The 19,425-nt window shown below is 33.1% G+C and carries 8 protein-coding genes and 1 tRNA gene; 3 read left to right on the top strand and 6 right to left on the bottom strand.

The annotated features are described in order from the left end of the window. Positions 1-16: 16 nt before the first annotated feature. Positions 17-1,666, bottom strand: coding sequence for a sulfatase (locus F6P99_RS04595; protein WP_226913016.1), 1,650 nt, complete (start codon positions 1,664-1,666; stop codon positions 17-19). 156 nt (positions 1,667-1,822) lie between these two features. Here F6P99_RS04595 and F6P99_RS04600 point away from each other — a divergent pair, with 156 nt between their 5' ends. Both F6P99_RS04600 and F6P99_RS04605 read left to right on the top strand, forming a co-directional pair. After that, on the top strand, positions 1,823-3,412 hold the full coding sequence (locus F6P99_RS04600) for a helix-turn-helix transcriptional regulator (protein WP_152286248.1): 1,590 nt from the start codon (positions 1,823-1,825) through the stop codon (positions 3,410-3,412). Between the two features lie 335 nt (positions 3,413-3,747). After that, positions 3,748-3,821, top strand: a tRNA-Asn gene (locus F6P99_RS04605). Positions 3,822-3,940: 119 nt separating this feature from the next. Here the strand turns inward: F6P99_RS04605 and F6P99_RS04610 are convergent. Further along, a complete protein-coding gene (locus tag F6P99_RS04610; protein ID WP_152286249.1) occupies positions 3,941-6,442 on the bottom strand; it encodes a hypothetical protein in 2,502 nt (833 codons plus the stop codon). A 37-nt stretch (positions 6,443-6,479) separates the two neighbouring features. Next, complete coding sequence (locus tag F6P99_RS04615) at positions 6,480-9,410, bottom strand: T9SS type A sorting domain-containing protein (RefSeq protein ID WP_193315990.1); 2,931 nt, start codon at positions 9,408-9,410, stop codon at positions 6,480-6,482. Between the two features lie 255 nt (positions 9,411-9,665). On the opposite strand from F6P99_RS04615, the gene F6P99_RS04620 reads away from it, so the two are divergent. Beyond that, positions 9,666-12,488 (top strand): PQQ-binding-like beta-propeller repeat protein, encoded by a 2,823-nt coding sequence (locus F6P99_RS04620; protein WP_152286251.1) that lies wholly within the window; start codon positions 9,666-9,668, stop codon positions 12,486-12,488. A gap of 105 nt (positions 12,489-12,593) precedes the next feature. Here the strand turns inward: F6P99_RS04620 and F6P99_RS04625 are convergent, their stop codons facing one another. The 3 genes from F6P99_RS04625 to F6P99_RS04635 form a co-directional block, all read right to left on the bottom strand. After that, positions 12,594-13,178 (bottom strand): hypothetical protein, encoded by a 585-nt coding sequence (locus F6P99_RS04625; RefSeq protein ID WP_152286252.1) that lies wholly within the window; start codon positions 13,176-13,178, stop codon positions 12,594-12,596. Between the two features lie 127 nt (positions 13,179-13,305). Further along, positions 13,306-17,388, bottom strand: a complete 4,083-nt coding sequence (locus F6P99_RS04630; RefSeq protein WP_152286253.1) for a hybrid sensor histidine kinase/response regulator transcription factor — start codon at positions 17,386-17,388, stop codon at positions 13,306-13,308. Positions 17,389-17,499: 111 nt separating this feature from the next. Continuing rightward, a complete protein-coding gene (locus F6P99_RS04635) occupies positions 17,500-19,413 on the bottom strand; it encodes a right-handed parallel beta-helix repeat-containing protein (protein WP_193315991.1) in 1,914 nt (637 codons plus the stop codon). Positions 19,414-19,425 lie beyond the last annotated feature (12 nt).

The following is a 19,425-nucleotide window of genomic DNA, read 5'->3' on the forward strand; positions in this document are numbered from 1 at the left end:
TTTCTAAGGTTGTTTGTTATAGTTTTGGTGCGTTTCCTTTCCATCCTTTGTTGAATTGAATCATCAGTTTTTCAATTAGTTGAGGATTACTGTTTGCGATGTTTTTTGTTTCAAGAGGATCGGTGTTATGATCGTATAATTCTACAAAAACAGGAGGTTCTTCAGGTTTGTTTATGTCTTTCCAAACGATGAAACGATATTGTTTTGTTCTCATGGCATAACCCATCAAAGAGTTTTCGAAAATCTCTCTGTTCCATTTTTCTTGCTGTTGTTCTTTTATTCTTCCTTCAACCTCTTTTAATAGAGGTCCGAAATAGGTTTCTCTCATTCCCTTTCTTAACGGGTATGCTCCCCATTCTCTAAGTGCAGGAGATGGAAACTGACTGAATACCGCAGATTTCCATTCTTGTTTTGGGTTGTCAAGTAGTTTTTTAAAACTTGTCCCTTCTAAGTGAGCTGGTTTTTCTAAGTTTGCTAATTCTGCAAGAGTTGGGTACATATCAATTAGTTCTACCAAGGCATCAGTGCTTTTTCCTCGGCTGCCTTTTGGCATGTCAGGAGTCCAAATCATCATTGGTACGCGGGTTGCAATTTCGTAGTTGGTTGCTTTTCCCCAAATACCCATGTCACCCAAGTGCCATCCATGGTCGCTCCATACTATGATGATGGTGTTGTCTCGAATGCCTTCTTCTTCGAGTGCTGCAATCATTTTACCAATTTGCGCATCAACATAACTCACACATGCCAAGTATGCATGCTTTAGTGTTTTTGCTAATTCAGGCTCTATAGGGCCTTGTTTGGGTATTCCACTTCTAACACGTAACTCGAATGAGGAGTGTAGTCCCATTTGAGCACCATCTACCGGTCCGGAAACCTGAGTAGAAAGTTCAATTTTTTCAGGGTCATACAAATCCCAATATTTTTTTGGTGCCACCCAGTTTAAATGAGGTTTATATAGACCTAATCCTAAGAAAAATGGTTTGGTTTTATCTTTTGCCAACATTTCTTTCATTGTGGCAATCGCCAATTCTGTATTGTACCCATCTCTATAAGTGTTGTCTGGTACATCTGCACATTCGTAGGCTTGTCCCATCGCCAAACCGTATTTGGCTACTTTTCCATATTTGGCAACCATTGCTTTTTTTGTTGCCGCTCGTTCTTTGAGATTTTTTTCAAGAGCAAATCCAACAGGGCTTTTTATCTCATTTATTTTCATACTATCAATTGCTGGCTTTCTACTCCAAGACATTTCGTCATCCAAATCGCCTCCATGAAATATTTTTCCAGTATAAACAGTTTCATAACCATTGTTTTTGAAAAATTGAGGTAGAGTAATGACATTAGGGTTTACATCTCTAAATTTTAGATAATTGTGAAATATCCCTGTTGATTTTGGTCGGTATCCAGTCAATAAACTGGCTCTTGATGGTCCGCAGATGGCTTGTTGACAATGCGCATTTTTAAAAAGCAAGCCTTCTTTAGCAAGATTGTCTAGGTTAGGACTAATTGCAATGTCAGATCCATAGCAGCCTAATTCAGGTCTTAAATCATCTATAGCAATAAATAGGATGTTAGGTTGGGTGTTTTTGTGGAGTGCCTTTTTTTGGTCTGAACAAGAAAGCATGTTCATGGATAAAAATAATAGGAAAATATTTCTGTACATCATTACATAAATTAGTTTTCTTAAAATTACGAACAAGGTCATTTAGTTCTGCATAATTTTCATTACAAAAACTTAATTGATGCATATTTTAGAAATAAAAAAACTTAACTTTGTTTTGATGTTGTGTTTTATTTTTTATCGTAAAGACTTGTAAATAATATGTTTATTAGGGGTGTTTTTGTTTTTTTATGGGTTATAGGTCTTAATATTATTTTTTGCGGGGTATTACATTCGCAACAATTAAAAACCTATTTAGATTATGGTTTGGTGGATGAAATTGTCTCAAAAGATTCAGTTGAAATGCTGCTATCGAGTTATACTAATGAAGTTGAAGAGAGCGATGATACCGGAAAAAAAATTCAACTTCTATTGACGGAAAGTGCGTTGGCTCGTTCTCAGAAACAGTTTTCAAAAGCTTTTGTTTTTGCAGGAGATGCGTTGTTTTTAGCTGAAGAATATAAAGATGATAAAATGAAAGCATATGCAAATGAAGAATGGGGAATATTGAGTTTCCTTTTTCGTCAAGAAGAGCAGGCTTTGTATCATTTTAAAAAAGCCCATGATAATTACATATTAACGGAGTCTTATGAAGGAAAACAAAAGGATATGTTTCAGTCGCATTATAATTTATTATTGTGTTACCAAAGAGCGAAGGAGGAAGAACTTTTGAAGAATCAAATCGATTCTTGTTTTTTGTATGGGAAAGGACTTGAAAAAGAGAAAATATACGAGATTCGATTGACCGAAAAAATAGCGAGTATCACGGCATGGAAAAATAATTTCTCAAAGGAATTAGACGTGTTGAGATCGATGGTTTTAAAGATTGAAAATTCAGATCAGTTTTCGGAAGAGTTAGAGAGTTTTTTGATTATCGTATATGGTAGAATGGCTTTGGTTAATTTAAAGTTAGAACGTCTAGCTGAGTCTAAAGATTATTATGAAAAGGCTTTGTCTTTTGAGGATAGGTTTAATGAAAACTTGTTTTATCGTGCATATCTCTATTCGAAGTATGCTCAAATGTTGTTTGATATGGGGTCTTACAAAGAAGCTTACTTGAATAAACAAGAAGAATGGTATATCAACGATCGTTATTTAAATCTTAGAAGCTTCAAGAATTCTGGATATCTAACTTTAAAAAATAGGTATAAAGATCAGCTCGAGGCGAAAAATAATCAGTTGCACGAACAAGAAATTAAATTGGTATCCAACAAACAAGAACTCTTTCGATTCAGAGTTTTCTCAATAGCTAGTGTGGTGTTGTTGTTTGTACTGGTGTTTTTTATAGCCTCAAGAATTCGATATTTAAAATTTCAAAAAAAGGCTGAGCATACCAATGAATTGTTGGCTATAAAAAACAAAGAGTTAACAACTAGTATGCTGCAGTTGATTGAAAGAGAAGAACTAATTCAAGAGCTCAAAGATCAACTGGGAAAGCCGAAGTCTGAAAAATCTGTTCGTTTGTTGTTAAAATCTATCGACAACCGTTCCGCTGCATTGTGGGATAATTTCAACACGAGATTTATGGATCAAAATGTTGATTTTTATGAAAGATTGCAAAAGAAAGTGCCCAATCTTACCTCCATAGATTTAAAAGTCTGTGCTTTGATTCGACTAAATTTTTCTGGAAAAGAAATGGCCTACCTGTTAGGTATGTCTTTAGGTAGCGTTCATGTTGCAAGGCATCGATTGAGAAAAAAAATTCAATTGAAAAGAGGGGATAATCTTACCAATTTTATTGGTTCTGTTTGAATTATATTTTTCGATATATCGAAGTCGCTTTTTCGGATCTTTTAAAGCTTCTGTTCAAAAAAGTTATGTAGATGTATTTTAGGAAACAGGATTCGCAACGATAGGCTTTTGTGAAGGGTAGTTTTCGGAAACGGTGAATTCTTCTTCTGAAAGTAGCATTGCAGTTTGGACATTTTTTCATTGTAGTAGGGTTTCTTATATAAACATTATGAAACGAAAACACCCTACCTAAACATATGTTAATTTTATATTTTTTTATTTTCTTGTTGTAGAATTTAAAATAATAGTTATATTTGCACTCGCAAAACAGAAATGGGTTGCATTCTATATGAAACTCCTCCTTAGCTCAGTTGGTTAGAGCATCTGACTGTTAATCAGAGGGTCCTTGGTTCGAGCCCAAGAGGAGGAGCAAAAAGCAAAAGAGTTACACGAAGGTGTAGCTCTTTTTTGTTTGTATAATTTACTGTATGTAATAAAAAAAACTCACCAATTCGGTGAGTTTTTTTATCAATAAATATGGAGCAGTTGTTATTTAGCTTGGACTTCTATATACCGTACATCATTTAATTCTAATGAGATTGTTGAATTTAGCTTTTCTCCATCAAGTAAATCTGTTATTTCAATTTCATTAAATCCATCTACCGATAGTGAAATTTCAGTACTTGAATTTCCTGTATTTACGAGACAGACTACATACTTGTTGTTTTCTTTTTTTAGTGTTCTCCAAAAACAACCTCTTTTGTCAAGGTCTTTGTTTTCGGAAAGTTTTAGAGTGTTTTTATTTCCAATTGATTTTAATGCAGTTGTTCTAATTTCACCTGTTGTGTTTTTGTAGATCAATTTCCCTCCTTTATTGACATTTATTGGTTTTGTTCTTTTGTGTCCATATTCGTTTTTTAATAGACTTTCTCGATCTAAAATTATAGTTCCTCCGGCATCTAAGTAGGTCTGTAACGTTTCAAATTCAGAATCTGTTACAAAGGGGGTTTTGTAAATTAATATTGCGTCCCAGTTACTGTTATCTTGTTTGTTAATAATGTTTTTTGTCGCAAAACCAATTGGCAGGCCATCGAAGAAGATACTCTCATATAAATCTAAAGTGTGCTCCATATGATCTAGAACGTTTATAGCAGTAGTTTCAGAGTGGAAAATTCTAATAGGTTTTCGGCTGTTTTGAATTTTATAAATGTCTTTAGCATATGCATTCATATCATAAAATACATTTCCGATTTCATTTACAATTGCCGGTTGATGTATTAGACTCGCACCGTAGCCATTATCTTTACCTTGACTTGCTTTTCTGATAGAGCCATCTGTTTCTCTTGGCCAATACCAAATTTGACTTGCATTTTCGCCTAACATGTACGCTAACCAGAAGGCCGATTTTACATACTCTGGCTGTAGGTACAAGTCTCTAAATCCAGAGGTTGAGACATAGTGGTTTTCAGAATTATAATTGATTGAATTTGGTTTTACAGAGCTTAAGAAGTCAAACGTTAAAGCCATTTCCGCCCAATTAAAATTATAGCGCTCCATCCAACGTTCAGAAACACCACTCATCAATTCTTGATTCATATCTGCATCGTTTCCAATAATTTCTTGAAGTTCTTGCAGTGCTTCAAAATCTAAACCTGCATCTCGTGTTTGTCTAGAACTAAAAAACAGTGGTATTAATTTGATGTGAGTCCTCGCATCTGGATCGTTTTTTTTGATAGTTGTATGAATAAACTTAAACCATTCGGTTACACGAGTGTTGTTGAATTTGAACCAGTCATATGCATATGGTGTCCCAACTTCACTGTTTTTAATTGGAAAATCAATTGCATAATTTCCGATTTCATTTGGGGTGTAAGTACCTGCGATATCGGCATAGCTAGTCAAATATTTTGTAGTATTTGTACCGTACCAGTTTTTATTCAGCTTTTTCAATCCTTTTTTACCAGTTCCATAAATTGTTTTTAAATGTTTTTCAAACTCTTTCATGGTATAGAAAGAAAATAAATTGTTGTTACATGTGTTGCTTTTGTTGCATTGGTTTTGTTGATTTCCTGTAGTGTTTGGTGTAAAATAATTTTTTTCTATGGATGCCCAATGGGGTTCGTTAGCCATCATATAGGCAAAATTACTTGTTGCAGTCTTTTTGTATTTTGGAATTGAGTTTTCTAGGAGATTGCTAACTATTTCTTTGGTTTTAGGGTTGTTAATGTCGTAAGTAGTAAATAGTCTTGCTCCGGCATAGATTGATTTCGTATCGTCTTTTTTGTTTAGGTTTTCGTCACGTATGTAATTCGGAATTCCTCTATGGTCTACAAACACTCTGGTAACGTTTTTATTTTTTTTAATTTTTTTGTTGAGGTTATTCGTGAAACCACCATTAAGCGATCCATCTTTCATTACATATCTTCCTGTTAAAAACAAGTCTTTGATTGATCCATGATAATCCGTTGTTTTTAGTTTGGTAGATTTTCGATTGTATACATCAGACAAAACGAATTCAGGTTTAAATGTGTAGGTGTGAAAGAAGGTCGGAATATCTTCCCCTTTTATTTTTTCTACAATTATTTCTGCGTTATCTGTTTTTTTTATTCTGATGTTTTCAAAATTTACAGTCCTATAATTCGGGCGTCGTAAGGTTCCATTTTTCAATGAAGAAATATCAGAAATAGCTTGTCTGGTGATTTTTAGAATTTGTTCTCTGTGTTGTTGAGGCAGATAAGCGGCGGCAGCTTGCGCATCTCTCCCTTTTTTATCTTTTTTGTTTTTCCAATAAGTTCTTACAAGTTTGAATTGTTTGGCGTTTAAGTCAACATGGTCTTCATCCCAATCAGAATAACTTAAAAAGATTTCTGCTGTACGCAGTGTCATTTTTTCTTTTTCTATGTTTAGGTCAGCCTTTTCAGCTTTTGAAATTTCTTTTTTTAATTCATCGATATTGGCTACAACTTGTTCTCTAAGATTTTGAGATTGCAAGATGGCTGAAAAAAGTAGTAATGTATATAAGAATTTTGTTCTGATGTGTTTTGCAAACATGATTGACAGGCTATTTGAACGATTAGTATTTATTTGATTATTGTTTTTTTATCAATTTGAATATGCTGTTTTTTGATGGAATCTTTATAAAATAAACTCCATTCGTTAAATCAGAAATATCAATTGTAGTTGAAGTATTTGTTACGTTTGATTGTCTCGTTAAAATGAGTCTACCTTGGATATCATACGCATAAATTTGAACTACTGCTTCATCGAAAATATTGTTTATTCGAAGTAAACTAGATGTCGGATTAGGATAGATTGTTATCGGTGGATTCGAAGTCATGCTTATTTTTCCTTCACATGGCGCATCGCTTGTTAATTCTAATGCATCTTCTGGTTGGGTTTCTAATGAAAATTGCAACTCGTCTGTAGAGAATACTTTTTGCTCGTTGATAAACACATGGTATGGGGCTGTACCTTCAACAATATCGAATATTGTTTTGTTGTTCATGGTTGAGATAACAGCGTCTAATTTGTTGCTTTTTTTGATAATAAAGCTATATTCTTTTAGTTGCTGCTTGTCTAAGTTGATGATGTTAATTTTGTAATTATCAGGAGCTAAGCCTTCTAAAGTGATTTCTTCAGAAAAAAGAGTTTCTTGATTGCCGATGGTTAGTTTATAGTTGCCAACTTGCGTCGCTTTTATTTTAAGTTTACCATTGTTAGCATCTGGACATGTTTCTGAGAATATAGATAAAATATGATCGTTTTCAGCAGTTACCTCTAAGAAGAGAACTTGTTCTGGTTCCATTAAAAAGGTATTTGTTAAATTATATCCGTTTAGAAGATTGGTGCATATAACAGGGGAATCGCTTCCGTAAAATCCTAACTTAATAGTTGCTTGTGTTTTACCAATATTGACAAGGCTAATTATGTTCTTGCCTTCGGGAGTAACAATAGATCGCCAATGACACCCTTTTAAACCTAGACTGTTGGTTTCTTCTACCGTTAATACAGGCAGCATTTTTTTGGTATTGATAACTTCTAGTGCTCTGTTTTTCATTTCTTCGATACTTGAAGCAGTTTCAAGCATACCTGAGCCTTGTTCTAGATTTTTCGTGTGTAGTTTTCCATATTCGTTTTTCTTTAAGCTAATAGCGTCAACGATGATATGTCCTCCTTGATTGAGGTAGTTTTGAAGTGCATCCAATTCATCTTCGGTTACAAATTCAGTATTCGCAATTAAAATTACCTCCCAAAGATTGTTGTCTTGTAGGTTGATAATATCTTTGGTTGCAAACCCTAATTGTAGTCCTTCAAAATATAATGATTCGTAGAGATTAAAGGTGTTTTTCATATACAATTCACCTACATTTATTGCTGAGGTTTGCGTATTGAAAATCCTGATGGGTTTTGGCAGATTTTGTATTTGGGTAATTTCTTGAGAATAAGAATTAAGATCCATCATGGTGGATGTTACTTCATTAAGAATTTGCGGTTGTTGATTGATTGAACCAGGATAATCTTTCGACACCATATTTCCTCTTGGAGAACCGTCTTCTCTTCTCGACCAAAACCAGCATTGATCTACATTTAAACCATGTAGGTAGGCTAACCAGTATGTCATTCTTGCGTAACTTGGTTTTAAATAGAGATCTCTAAACTTAGTGGTAGAGAGGAAGTGTGTTTCAGAATTGAATATTATTTTGTTAGGACTAATACTACTAAAAAAGTCGTAGGTTAATGCAATGTCTTTCCATTCAAAATTATATCGATCTTCCCAGTCTTCTTTGGGTCCCCACATATGACTGTTGTAAGATTGAGCATCATTTCCGAGAATGTCACTTTGACGTGTTAATGTTTCGATATCCAGTCCATGATCACCTTGGTTTTGTACCCAAAAATGCGGAATCAACTTGATATGTGTTTTAGCCGATGGATCGTGTATTTTAATTTCATTTTGTAAGAACTGAAACCAATCATTTACCCTGTCCATATTAAAACGTTGCCAGTCGTACCACATCGGCGTACCCTGTAAACTTCTAAAAATAGGAATGTCAATAGTTACATTCGGAAAGTCTGCAAAATTAGTTCCCCATTCTAGATTTAGATTGTCGATCGTTTGATGTTTTTGTGTCAACCACAATTTAAATTTTTCAATGGTGTGTTCTGATACAGGGCCAGATGCCCAAACATTTTTATTGGGTTCTTTTGTGGTGATAAAGTGAGGTTCGTTGGCCAACATATAACCTAATTGAGCGTAGTTTTTTCCTGCGATTTTTGGAATTGTACTTTGGAAAAGAGAACTGAAAAGTGTTTTTGCTCCAGGATTGTCAATATCATAAGCTACAAAAGTATCTTCTCTCATTCTAAATCCAGGACCGTATTGTTGTTCTGCCCAATCGGGAGTAGATTTATGGTTGATAAAGATATTGCCAAAAGTACCGGTTGATTTGTTGTTTAGATTATTGGTTACATAAGATTTGATGGTTCCGTTTTCATCGTCTGCGAAAGTCGGGCTTAGATAAAAACCATCTCTTGCTCCAAAATATTTGGTTAATTCGGGAATGTAGGGTTTCCAAGTATAATCTGTTAAAAACACAGGTGTTCCGTTTTGTAAAATTTTGTTGTCTGAAATAGTGAGGTTAGACCAGTCGATTTGTGGGATGCTTTTTCTTTTAATTTCACCAGCTATTATTTTTTGCAAAACGATAATAGCCTCATCGAGAATAATTAAAATGTCTGATCTTTCAAGATCTGGCAAGTCTTGAGCCAGTTGTAGGGCATCGTCTTTATAATAAGCTAAGGAGGCAAATAAAGTTTGATTGATGTCGATATTATTTTCATCCCAATTGGCGTATTTTAAGAAAACTTGGGCAACGCTAATGGTCATTTTTTCTTTGGTAGCATCAAGTTGCTTGTTTTCGGCATCAGAAATTAAAGATTCTAATTCTGTGATTTTTGCTAAAATTTCGTTTTCAGTTTGTCCACAAAGATTCTGTGTGCTTAGAAAAGTAAGCATCATTATAAAAACTAGAATGTAGCTTTTGCGAAAAATATGATTTGGGGTAGTTCTGTTCATTTTCTTGTTTCTATATGATATTTTCTATAGTGTCAAATTTATATGTTAATTTGAGTAATTTTGTATGAATCAATTTATTTTTTGTACGATTAAGTTATTTATGGGCATGTCAATTAGGCTTGTTTGTGTCATACCAATACTTTTGTAATTCATAATCTTTAGATGTTGTTTTCAATCTAAAACATAATTTTTACACAGATGAAATTTAAAAGTACTTCAATTCTTAATATTTTGGTTTTTACGCTGTTTTTTATTTCTAATTCAGTTTTTTCAAAAAAAAATCCAATTGTTAGTATTACGACTAAATACACTGTACTCAAAGTTGAAACTGCCGTTTTTAAAAACAAAACCTATATAATTACGAGTAGTTATGATGGAGTTGTTTCGGCAATAAATTTTAAAGGAGACGTAATTTGGGAACAATCCTTATCAGGTTTAATGAATCATGATTTATGGGTAGATGACATCACTGGTGATGGAAATCAAGAAGTAATAGCTGCTAATGCTGATGGAAGTGTTTTTTGTATCAATTATAAAGGAGATTTGTTATGGAGGTTCAAAAAAAATGATTCACCCATGATTTCTGCTTGCGTAGTGCATCCTAAAAAAGGTGTAGAGCCATATGTCGCTTGTGGGGGAAATGATCTTAATATATATTATGTTTCAAACAAGGGAGAGTTATTGACTGAAATACCTTCAAGCTCGTATCCGACCTTGTACCGACCAAATAAAAAATGGCAAGATGATGGTTCATTACCGTATGATGTGCATACGGTTAATTTTTTAAGACCCTTACCGCAACCAGATGGTACAGATGTTTTATTGTTAGATGCAATTTTGTCGCATGCTGATAAATTAAATATGTATTATTATTTCAAGCCAGAAGCAAGCAAGCCATTTAAATCTAAAAAGATTTTTCACGGACCGGTTGGAGATATTACAGTGTTTGAAAATCCATTATCGAAGGAATTAGAAATTTTATTAGGTACTTCGGGTATTGTAGAAAAATACGATTTGGGAATATTGAAACCAAGTAATAATTCGATAAAAAAGATAAATTTCAGTGTAAATACTAGGCGAAAATTAGGTTTTGGTTATAGGGTTACTCAAACAGAGGTAATTCAAAGCAACACTACATTTGAGTATGTTACTCTTAAAGGGGAGTTTATGTTTATCACGAAGCCCTCTGCAGATTTTAAAGAGATTGAGGTTTTAGAATCCACTTTTTCATACAACGATATGCACCATGATGAGTTGAACAAAAAATTAATATTGGCAAGCGCACAAAGTGGAGGAAATCAAATTCATATTGTTGATTACACACACAAAAAATGGAAAAAAGCATATGAAAAATTAATGCCAAAAGGCAACATCGCATCAATATTGAGAGAAACAGATGTTGTCAAAAAGAATCTGAAAAACTATTCTAGACCAAAAGAAGAGAGAGAACCCCTAAAAGTAACTCTTATGTCGCCTCCTTCGAGGCACAATTTTACTGTTGAAATGCAACGAATAAAAGATAGTTACAAGAACCTTTCTTTTATGGGGTATGCATTTCTCAAAGATGTGGGTACTTGGGATCGATCGAATATTGAAATTGCTTCCTTTAGAGATGTTAGAGATGGTCGTAAGAAATACGAAAGTAATGCCGGTCAAGTCGTTAAAAACATAATTTCTAAGTATAATGAAAATGGTTTGTGTACTTGGGGAGGTCATGGAGTGGATCCTTATTATTACGGGAAAGAAACCATTAAAAAAGTAATTGATGCTGGTAACGGGAAACCAACTGTTTGGGTATGGCCAGAATTAACAATCTTGCACAAAAAAGATTTTAAGTATGCGTTGGATGATTTGATTTATCCTTTGTCTGATTATAGTAAAAGCCACAATGCAAAACAATTTATTAGAAGCAAGCATATTTTTTGGCAATCTATTGTTTACAAGTCAGAATGGTCACGTTTTTTGTCTGGGGAATTTGCAGATGTATTGATTCCTTCCATGGAAGAAACACAAGATTTTGCTATGGAATTAAGTTTGGCAAGTCGATTAGGTTTGTGGACTAGTGGAGTGGCGAATGATTGGGGAACTCGATGCGCAAGAGATAATCCGAGTTTTATGAGATCTAGGCAGTTTTCTCATCAAAATTTACCAAATCACTTTTTGAGAAATGCCATTTTTCATGTTTCTTATGGTGCTGCATATATCAATAATTTTAATGTCGATTCAGAGTATTCAGAGTATATCACCGTTTTATGGGAGTTGATAGGTAAAGGAGTTTTGTATGTTCCGAAACGCAATGAAATACTTAGTTTTTCTCCTGTTCATTTGAGCATAACTAATCCAGATGAAACTTATTTACGAGATGGAAATAGTTCTTCTACAACTCTTAAATATTCTAAAGAAAAAGACAATTATGTTTTCAGTCGTTTGAGTAGTGATTGGACAGGGGGGCAAGTTACGTCTTGGGATTTTTCTAGTTATGCCGCAGGTGTAAAAGATAGAAGATTGAATTTTTTAGCGCCGTATTCGAATGGTATGGTTTTGATTACACCGGTTCAAAATGGAGTATACAAACAAGAAAACACCGAACGTAACAGTTTGGTAGATAATTTACATCCTATATACAAAAACATACTTACAGAGTATATTACCAATGGAAAAGATTATTTGTCAGCAGACGGAACAAAAATAATGTCAGCATCAGAATATTATCACACGATCGATGAAGATATTAAAAAAAGAGCTTCACTTTTGCCAATAACAGTTACCGGAGAGGTGGCTTGGGTAGTTGCTCAAACTTCAGGCAAACATTTAAGATTAACTTTAATAGATAATGGATATTTGAATCCAAAAGAAAGAGTAGCTAAAGTTCAGTTTCATACTATTAAGCCTATACAGATAAAAGATATTTTATCTGAAGAAAAATTTAAATTCAATGCTAAAGAAGAATCTTCGATAGAAATAACAATTCCTGCTGGGATGTTTAGGTTTATTGATGTTGAATTAGAAGAAGTGCTGTAATTCAAATCGATCTCTTAACCAAGCATGTTTTTTTGAAGGAAAAACAGCATAAAAAAAGCTCATAGAAACTGATGTTGCTATGAGCTTTTTTTTAGTGCGGTAATGTTATTTTTTTTGTTGGAAAAATGAAACATCATCTAAGTAAATAACCAAATCAGTTTTTGGTCTTGGAATGTAACTCACACTACTCCATAGTTCTTTGCCAACGGCAGGGTTCCCTTTGAATTTGGTTGTTAGCTTTGTCCATTCTCCAACCTTTACTTTTGATAAATTAAAGCTTGCTACAACTTCTTTTCCGTTAGATTGTTGCAAGGTAATTGCAAGCCTTCCTGAAGGTTTTCCTGACGGAATGTACAACCATGCTGAAACCGAGTAGGCTTCATCTGATAATACTTCAAAGTCTCCTTCGTTGCCACGATTTGACCTCCATGTTTGAAATTTTCCTGATTTAGCTTGTTTGGTAAAGTCCATTTTACAACTGTAATTACCAGAGTGTTTGTGTTCTGAAGATAAAATAAACCCAGGATCTTGCGTCCATGCAGTAACGATATCAGCTTGGCCATTTCGATAGGCTACACCTTCACTAATTTCAAATCCCCAAGCTTCCTCATTGTATTTGATTTGTGCAGATGTTGAAAAACTCCCAATGATCATTAATAAAATTGAGATACGAATTAATTTAGTTTTCATAATAAATATTGATTTGTTTGTAATTAAATTTGAAACAAATCTATATACAGCGGTGCGGTATGTTGTACGAAAACATAAATATTATGTACTGATATGTATATCTAAAGCGAAAGAAGACAAAAGAAATTTACTCCAAAGATTTTGCATATTTTCCGGGAGATACGCCATACTTTTCTCTAAATATTTTTGAGAAATGAGGTCTGCTTTTAAAACCTGTCATCAAGAAAACTTCGTTAACTGTGAGTTTTTCATGAACCAGTAAATCAGCGGCTCTTTTTAATCGGTACATTCTCAATAGTTCTAAAGGAGTTTGGTTTGTTAAAACCTTTACTTTTTGATAAAAATGAGTTCTATTTAAATAGAGTTCTTTAGCTAGGCTGTTCAGATCAAAATTTTGATTGTCTATATTTTTGTCAATCAGTTTGTATAGTTTTTCTAAAAAGGCATTGTCGTTTCTGTTGTTTTGGTTGTTTTCTTTGGTTAATGGAATGCCTATTTTATATCTTTCTCTAAGTTGTTTTCTGTTTGCTAACAATGCTTCAATGTTTGCGATAAGATGTTGAGCATCAAAAGGTTTTTTGATGTAAGCATCGGCACCATCTCTGATCCCTTGAATATGATTTTCAATTTTACTTAATGCTGTTAGTAATATTACCGGAATATGACTCGTTTTTAAATCAGACTTTACTTGAATACACAACTCTAAACCATTCATTTTTGGCATCTGAATGTCACTAACAATAATATCAGGCCATTCATCTTCCATTGCTTTTAAGCATTCCTCTCCATTTCCAAACGATTTTACTCTGAAAAAAGTGGATAGTAATTCAGTGCAATATGATCGTAGTTCGTAATCATCTTCAACATAAAACAATAATGAGTTAGCATATTCACTTGAGACATTTATCAAGCTTTTCGTTGCATCATCAATAAAGAATTTTTTTGGGTAGACAACCTCTTCTTCTTTCGGTAATTTTGGTATTACAATATTTTCTATTTCGAGAATTTCTTTTACGATAGGGAGTTGTAATTTAATTTCTGTTCCTTCATCTGCATGGCTAAAAGCTTCTATATAACCATAGTGCATTTCTATCAGTTGTTTGGTAAAAGCTAAGCCTATGCCCGAACCTTCTATGTTTTCTTGAGATCTATAAAATCTTTCGAAAATATGAGGTAAATCTTCTTCTTTAATTCCAATACCAGTATCTGAAATTGAAATTATTAAATCTTTCTCGTTGTAAGAATAAGTTAGTCGAATGTTGTCGCCAATCTCAGAAAATTTGAAAGCATTGTTTAATAAGTTGTCAAATATTTTTTCGAGTTTGTCTCTGTCTGCGGATACAATAATTTTTTTGGCTGATGTTTCGACCTCAAAGTTCTTTTTTTCATTTATAGCAAGTTGTTCAAAATCTTGAGTTACTTCGTTGATAAAAGAATTGAAATCAAATCGAGTGTAATGTAATTTCAAAGCATTGGCATCTCCTTTTTGAAAATCGTGTACTTGATCTATCAATCGTAGAATTTTTTTCGTCTGACGCTGAATCAAACCAAGTTTCATCTCCAATTCTTTGTTTCCCTTAAGTTGAGAAATTATAGTTTTCAGAGGCTCTGAAATGAGGGTTATGGGTGTTTTTATTTCATGTGATACATTGGAAAAAAATGAAAGTTTCGCTGCATTTAATTCTTGAATTTTTTTAATTTCAAGTTGTTCTATCTCAACTTTATGGCGAAGTGATTGTATTTTTAAAATCACTTTTACAATAATTATTAGAATGATTACAGAGAATAGAATATATAAAAAATAAGCACTTTTTGTTTTCCAAAAAGGAGGAGTAATAATGATTGTCAACGTTTTAGGATCCGTCCATTGGTTCAACGAGTTTGAGGCTTGTGCTGTTAATTTATAGGTTCCAGGCCTTAGTCCGTTGTAATTTATAGTTTTTTTCAGAGAAGAAACTTCAAGGTAATTAGTATTTAATGGGTGTAATTTGTATCTGATTTTATGATTTTTCACATTTGAAAAATGCAAGCTTGTTACATCCAAAGAAAATATATTCTCGTCAAAAGTCAATTCAATTTTTTTTGAAGGATTGATCTTTTTGAAGACGAAATCGGTTTTTACAAGCGTGTCATTTTGGATGTAATTTTGATGATATACTTTAAAATTGTCGAATTGAAGTTTGGGTAAGGTTTCGTTGTTTGAAATTTCAGAAGGTTTAAAATAACACAAGCCATTTACCCCAGATAGCATAAATGTTCCATTTTTTAATATAGAAACCGTGTACCAAAAGTCTTCAAAAGGTAAACCATCTGAACGATGGAAATTTCTGAATTTTTTTTCTTTTATATTGTATTTGCTTAATCCTATGTTTGTAGGAATCCATAATACATTCTCTCCTTCAAATAGAATGTTTTTAACTACATTGTTCGAGAGCCCATCCTTTTCAGTTATCGATAAAAAAGTTGGTTTACTGTCGCTGTTATTCACTTTACAAAAGCCTCCACCTTCTGTGCCAATCCATAAATCGTTATTTGGTATTCGTAAGACTGAGGTTACAAAGTTGCTTGAAATTGAGTTTTTGTTTGGGTCAAATAAAAACTGATCTATTTCGATATTTTTTAAACTGCTGTTTTGAGTGTTTTGTAATCGAAAAAGACCTTCAGAATCAGAGCCAATCCATACAAAGTCATAATTTGGGTCGGGATATATACAACGTATTGGGCCTAGTTTATGATTTTTAAAAAACAAGTTGGTGCTTAGTTTTTCTATGTTTTTGGTATTGTTGTTCGAATCTAGTGTTAATTTGTATACTTCTTCCCAAGCTGTAGAGATCCATAGATTGCCATATTTGTCTTCATTAAAACTTCTTATTTGTACGTTTTCGATTGGGTTTAAAATTATTTTTTCTGCATTGGCTACTCCTTTTTTTCTTAGATATAATTGAGTGTCTCCTATAAAACTATACCAGATGTTTTGTCTCGAGTCTTTGAAAATACTTCGTACATTTTTTTGGGAAGTTTTGTCGATACTGAATGGGAGATTTTCGAATGTATGTGTTTTAGTATTGAAAGTAGAAATACCTCCAATATTTTCTGTTAATAGTATTCTGTCTTTATCGTAGTTTGTGAAAAAAGAAACAAGGTTAGACTGAATTCCTTTTTTTGTGTTGTTTTCTGCTACGCAATGATTGAAGCCATTTTGTCTAAGGTCAAACCGATAAATACCTTTGTTAAAAGTGCCATACCAACAATGATTATGGCTAGAAATATATAAGGCACTAGATCTAAGTATATTGCTGTTGTCTTTGAATTTTAACGCTTTTGTCTTGCTTAACGATTGGTTGAAGTTCGGAGTAGGAAGTTTCATTAAACCATTATTTAGAAATCCAAGCCATAAGTTTCTATCAGTATCAAGACTTAACGTGCTTATTTGAGAATTAGAAAAAGCAAGATTATTTATTGCTGAAAATGAGTTTTGCGAAACGTTATAATCTATAGTTACTAGTCCTTTTAGTTTTGCTACTAAAAATTTTTCATTGTTTATTTTTAGAATGGTTCTTGTATATCCAATATCCTTCAATATTTTTTTTAAACTGTTGCTTTTAGAATTGTACAACAGTACTCCGTTGTTTGTAGCAAAAAGATATTCTTCATCGTTTAAATTAATTCCGTTAAAAAATGAAATTTTACGTGATGGGTGGATTGATTTAGTGTCTTTTTTCGCAACGAGTGCGTGTGTTTCATCAAATATGAGAAGACCATTTTCTTCTGTACCGCAAATCGTTTGATGATTTTTTTTGTTGAAGAAAAAATTTCTGACAATTGGACCACTGGTGTTTTGGTTGGAGTATATTTTTTTAAAGGAATTGTCTTTACTGTTGTATATAGTTATTCCTTCGTCAGTTCCAATCCAAATATCACCATTTACATCTTCAGAAAGCGCGCGTATTCGGTTGCTAGTTAGAGGATTTAGGTCTGTTGAGTTTTTAAAAGTTTTAAATTCGTAACCATCGTACAAGCTCAATCCTTCATAAGTTCCAAACCAAATATAGCCTTTCGAGTCTTCAAGAATACATGTTACACCATTGTGTGCTAAACCATCAGAAATCGTTAGTTTTTGCACATTCTGAATCGCGTTGTTTTGTGCAGACAAAGAGAAGGAGATTCCCGATATCAATAAAATAGTAATGATGTTTTTTAATGTATTCAAGATGTTTTGACAATACGATTTATAAAATTTATTCTTAATTGGAATATGCTCTGTAATATAATCTATTTTATTTTTTTTAGGAATTGGAATTCGTACCCTTTGATACTAGCCTTATTCAAACCTTATTTGTGTGTCGTTTTCTTTTACATCTATAATTTTATTTTTAGGAACTGTTCCTTGGTAGTTATTGTTTTTAAAAACGATGTTTTTCGATGATTTTATTCTGATTGCGGGGTTTTCTGGATACAGTTTAGGGAAAGTGTTTGAGTTTGTAATCGTATTGTTTTTGAAGAGCAATCCATCTGTATTTGCAATTTCTAATAGTAAGTTGTCAAAATGATTGAATTGGTTGCCGGTTATTTCAATGTTTTTAAATGCAATATTTTCATTATCATCATCGGTAACAAAACGAATTACTCCTCGGTTAAATCCACTGTGTTGACAATCTTGAAATGTATTGTTCCGGATAATCAAGTTTACAGCATTTCCTGATTCATACCAATAACCGCTTTCAACAGGAATAAGTAAGGCTTCCATTTCAGTACTAAAAAAATTATTTTCTATGATAGTTTTTACAGGATTAGAGATCAATAAGCCACGTGCTCTGTTGTTGCTGATGTTACAATTTTGAACCAATAATTCAGGGTACCCATCTAAGTTTTCGATGAGGTCACCTACTTTTAGGTCGTTTGGTAGTTTAGATTGAAAAGTGATGATTTGATAGCGACTATTGACGTACTCAATTTGTTTGATTTTGTTTTTTTTATATGGGAAAAAAGAATTCTCAAGTCTTACAAAACCTATGTTTTCTGTTGGTTTTCCAATTGTAAAACCTTTTTGTTGATGATGCATCATTCTAACGCCTATTTTATTTTTTCCTAATATGTCAACAATTTTTTGGTAGGTACCATGAACATTCAAAGCATCATCTAGCTGATTTTGGAAAGTACAATTTTTAAGAGTCACTTTTCCACTACAACCAACAAAATGGGTGGCATCTGCTGTGGTAGAAACCATTCTACCTTTAGATGGAGTAATGTTAAAGTTATCAAGGGTCAAATTTGATGAGTTTTCTGCAATTATTCCCATTCCTCCTGCATGATGGATATTTACATTTGTAGCGTTAAAATTTGTAGAGTGAGTAACTCTAAACGCAGGAGAAACTCTGTTTACGCCTTGTTCACCTTTCATAGTTAAAATAGTACCAATAGGTGGTAGTTTCTTTCTGTGGTTGTAAATTCTAACAAGTCCTGGTTTTAATTGTACTGCTTTTATTTTATACTCATGTCCGATGTCTTTGTACTCGGGAGCTCTTTCATCATGGTCGTATTTGTATTTAATGTTGTCTTTTTTAAAGCGGTGTTTAGTTTTTCCTTTTGAGGTGATGTCTGTATATGCTTCTGTGTTAAAAGCAATCGCTTTTCTTAGAGTATCGTATAAGATGGATTGACCAAGTGTATGTTCATAGTAAGGTTTGATAAAATATATTTGTTCGTTGCGTATTTCATATGGGAAATCTTTTGAAATTGCCATGTCAAAAGATTTGTTTTTTTCATTTGTTGCAACAATTTTTCCTTCGCTATGAAAACTATTTTTCCAATCTACAGTTAAATTTTTTACATGAATATTATCGCTTTGATTGACAAGAAACGGAATCATTACTCCATGAAAAATAAAAGTAGATCCTTGCCCGTCAACAGTTAGTCCTTTAAATCCATCTATAGGAAAAGCGGTGTTCACCATTAAATCGCAATGATTAGAGATGTATACAAATTTTTCAACGCCTTTGTTCGGGTAAAAATGATACTCACCTTTTTCAAAAATTATTTTTGAGTCTGGCTTGTTTTGTAATTCCAATATTTTTTGAGAGACCGTGAGTGTTGCATCTTCAGAAATTTCAGTAGAGAAGAAGATTGTATTAAGCTCCTTAGGCTTTTGATTTGAGCTACAGCTGTTTAAGAAAAACATAGAGATAGTTATAGTTACAATACCAAAAAGGTTACGAAGGATTAATTTAATTGTCATGTAAAGTAGTTT

It is taken from the genome of Flavicella marina (assembly GCF_009193215.1).
Lineage (GTDB): Bacteria > Bacteroidota > Bacteroidia > Flavobacteriales > Flavobacteriaceae > Flavicella > Flavicella marina.

Coding starts and splice junctions, on each gene's coding strand:
- F6P99_RS04595 (WP_226913016.1), bottom strand. CDS start 1,666: ATGATGTACAGAAATATTTTCCTATTATTTTTATCCATGAACATGCTT.
- F6P99_RS04600 (WP_152286248.1), top strand. CDS start 1,823: ATGTTTATTAGGGGTGTTTTTGTTTTTTTATGGGTTATAGGTCTTAAT.
- F6P99_RS04610 (WP_152286249.1), bottom strand. CDS start 6,442: ATGTTTGCAAAACACATCAGAACAAAATTCTTATATACATTACTACTT.
- F6P99_RS04615 (WP_193315990.1), bottom strand. CDS start 9,410: ATGATGCTTACTTTTCTAAGCACACAGAATCTTTGTGGACAAACTGAA.
- F6P99_RS04620 (WP_152286251.1), top strand. CDS start 9,666: ATGAAATTTAAAAGTACTTCAATTCTTAATATTTTGGTTTTTACGCTG.
- F6P99_RS04625 (WP_152286252.1), bottom strand. CDS start 13,178: ATGAAAACTAAATTAATTCGTATCTCAATTTTATTAATGATCATTGGG.
- F6P99_RS04635 (WP_193315991.1), bottom strand. CDS start 19,413: ATGACAATTAAATTAATCCTTCGTAACCTTTTTGGTATTGTAACTATA.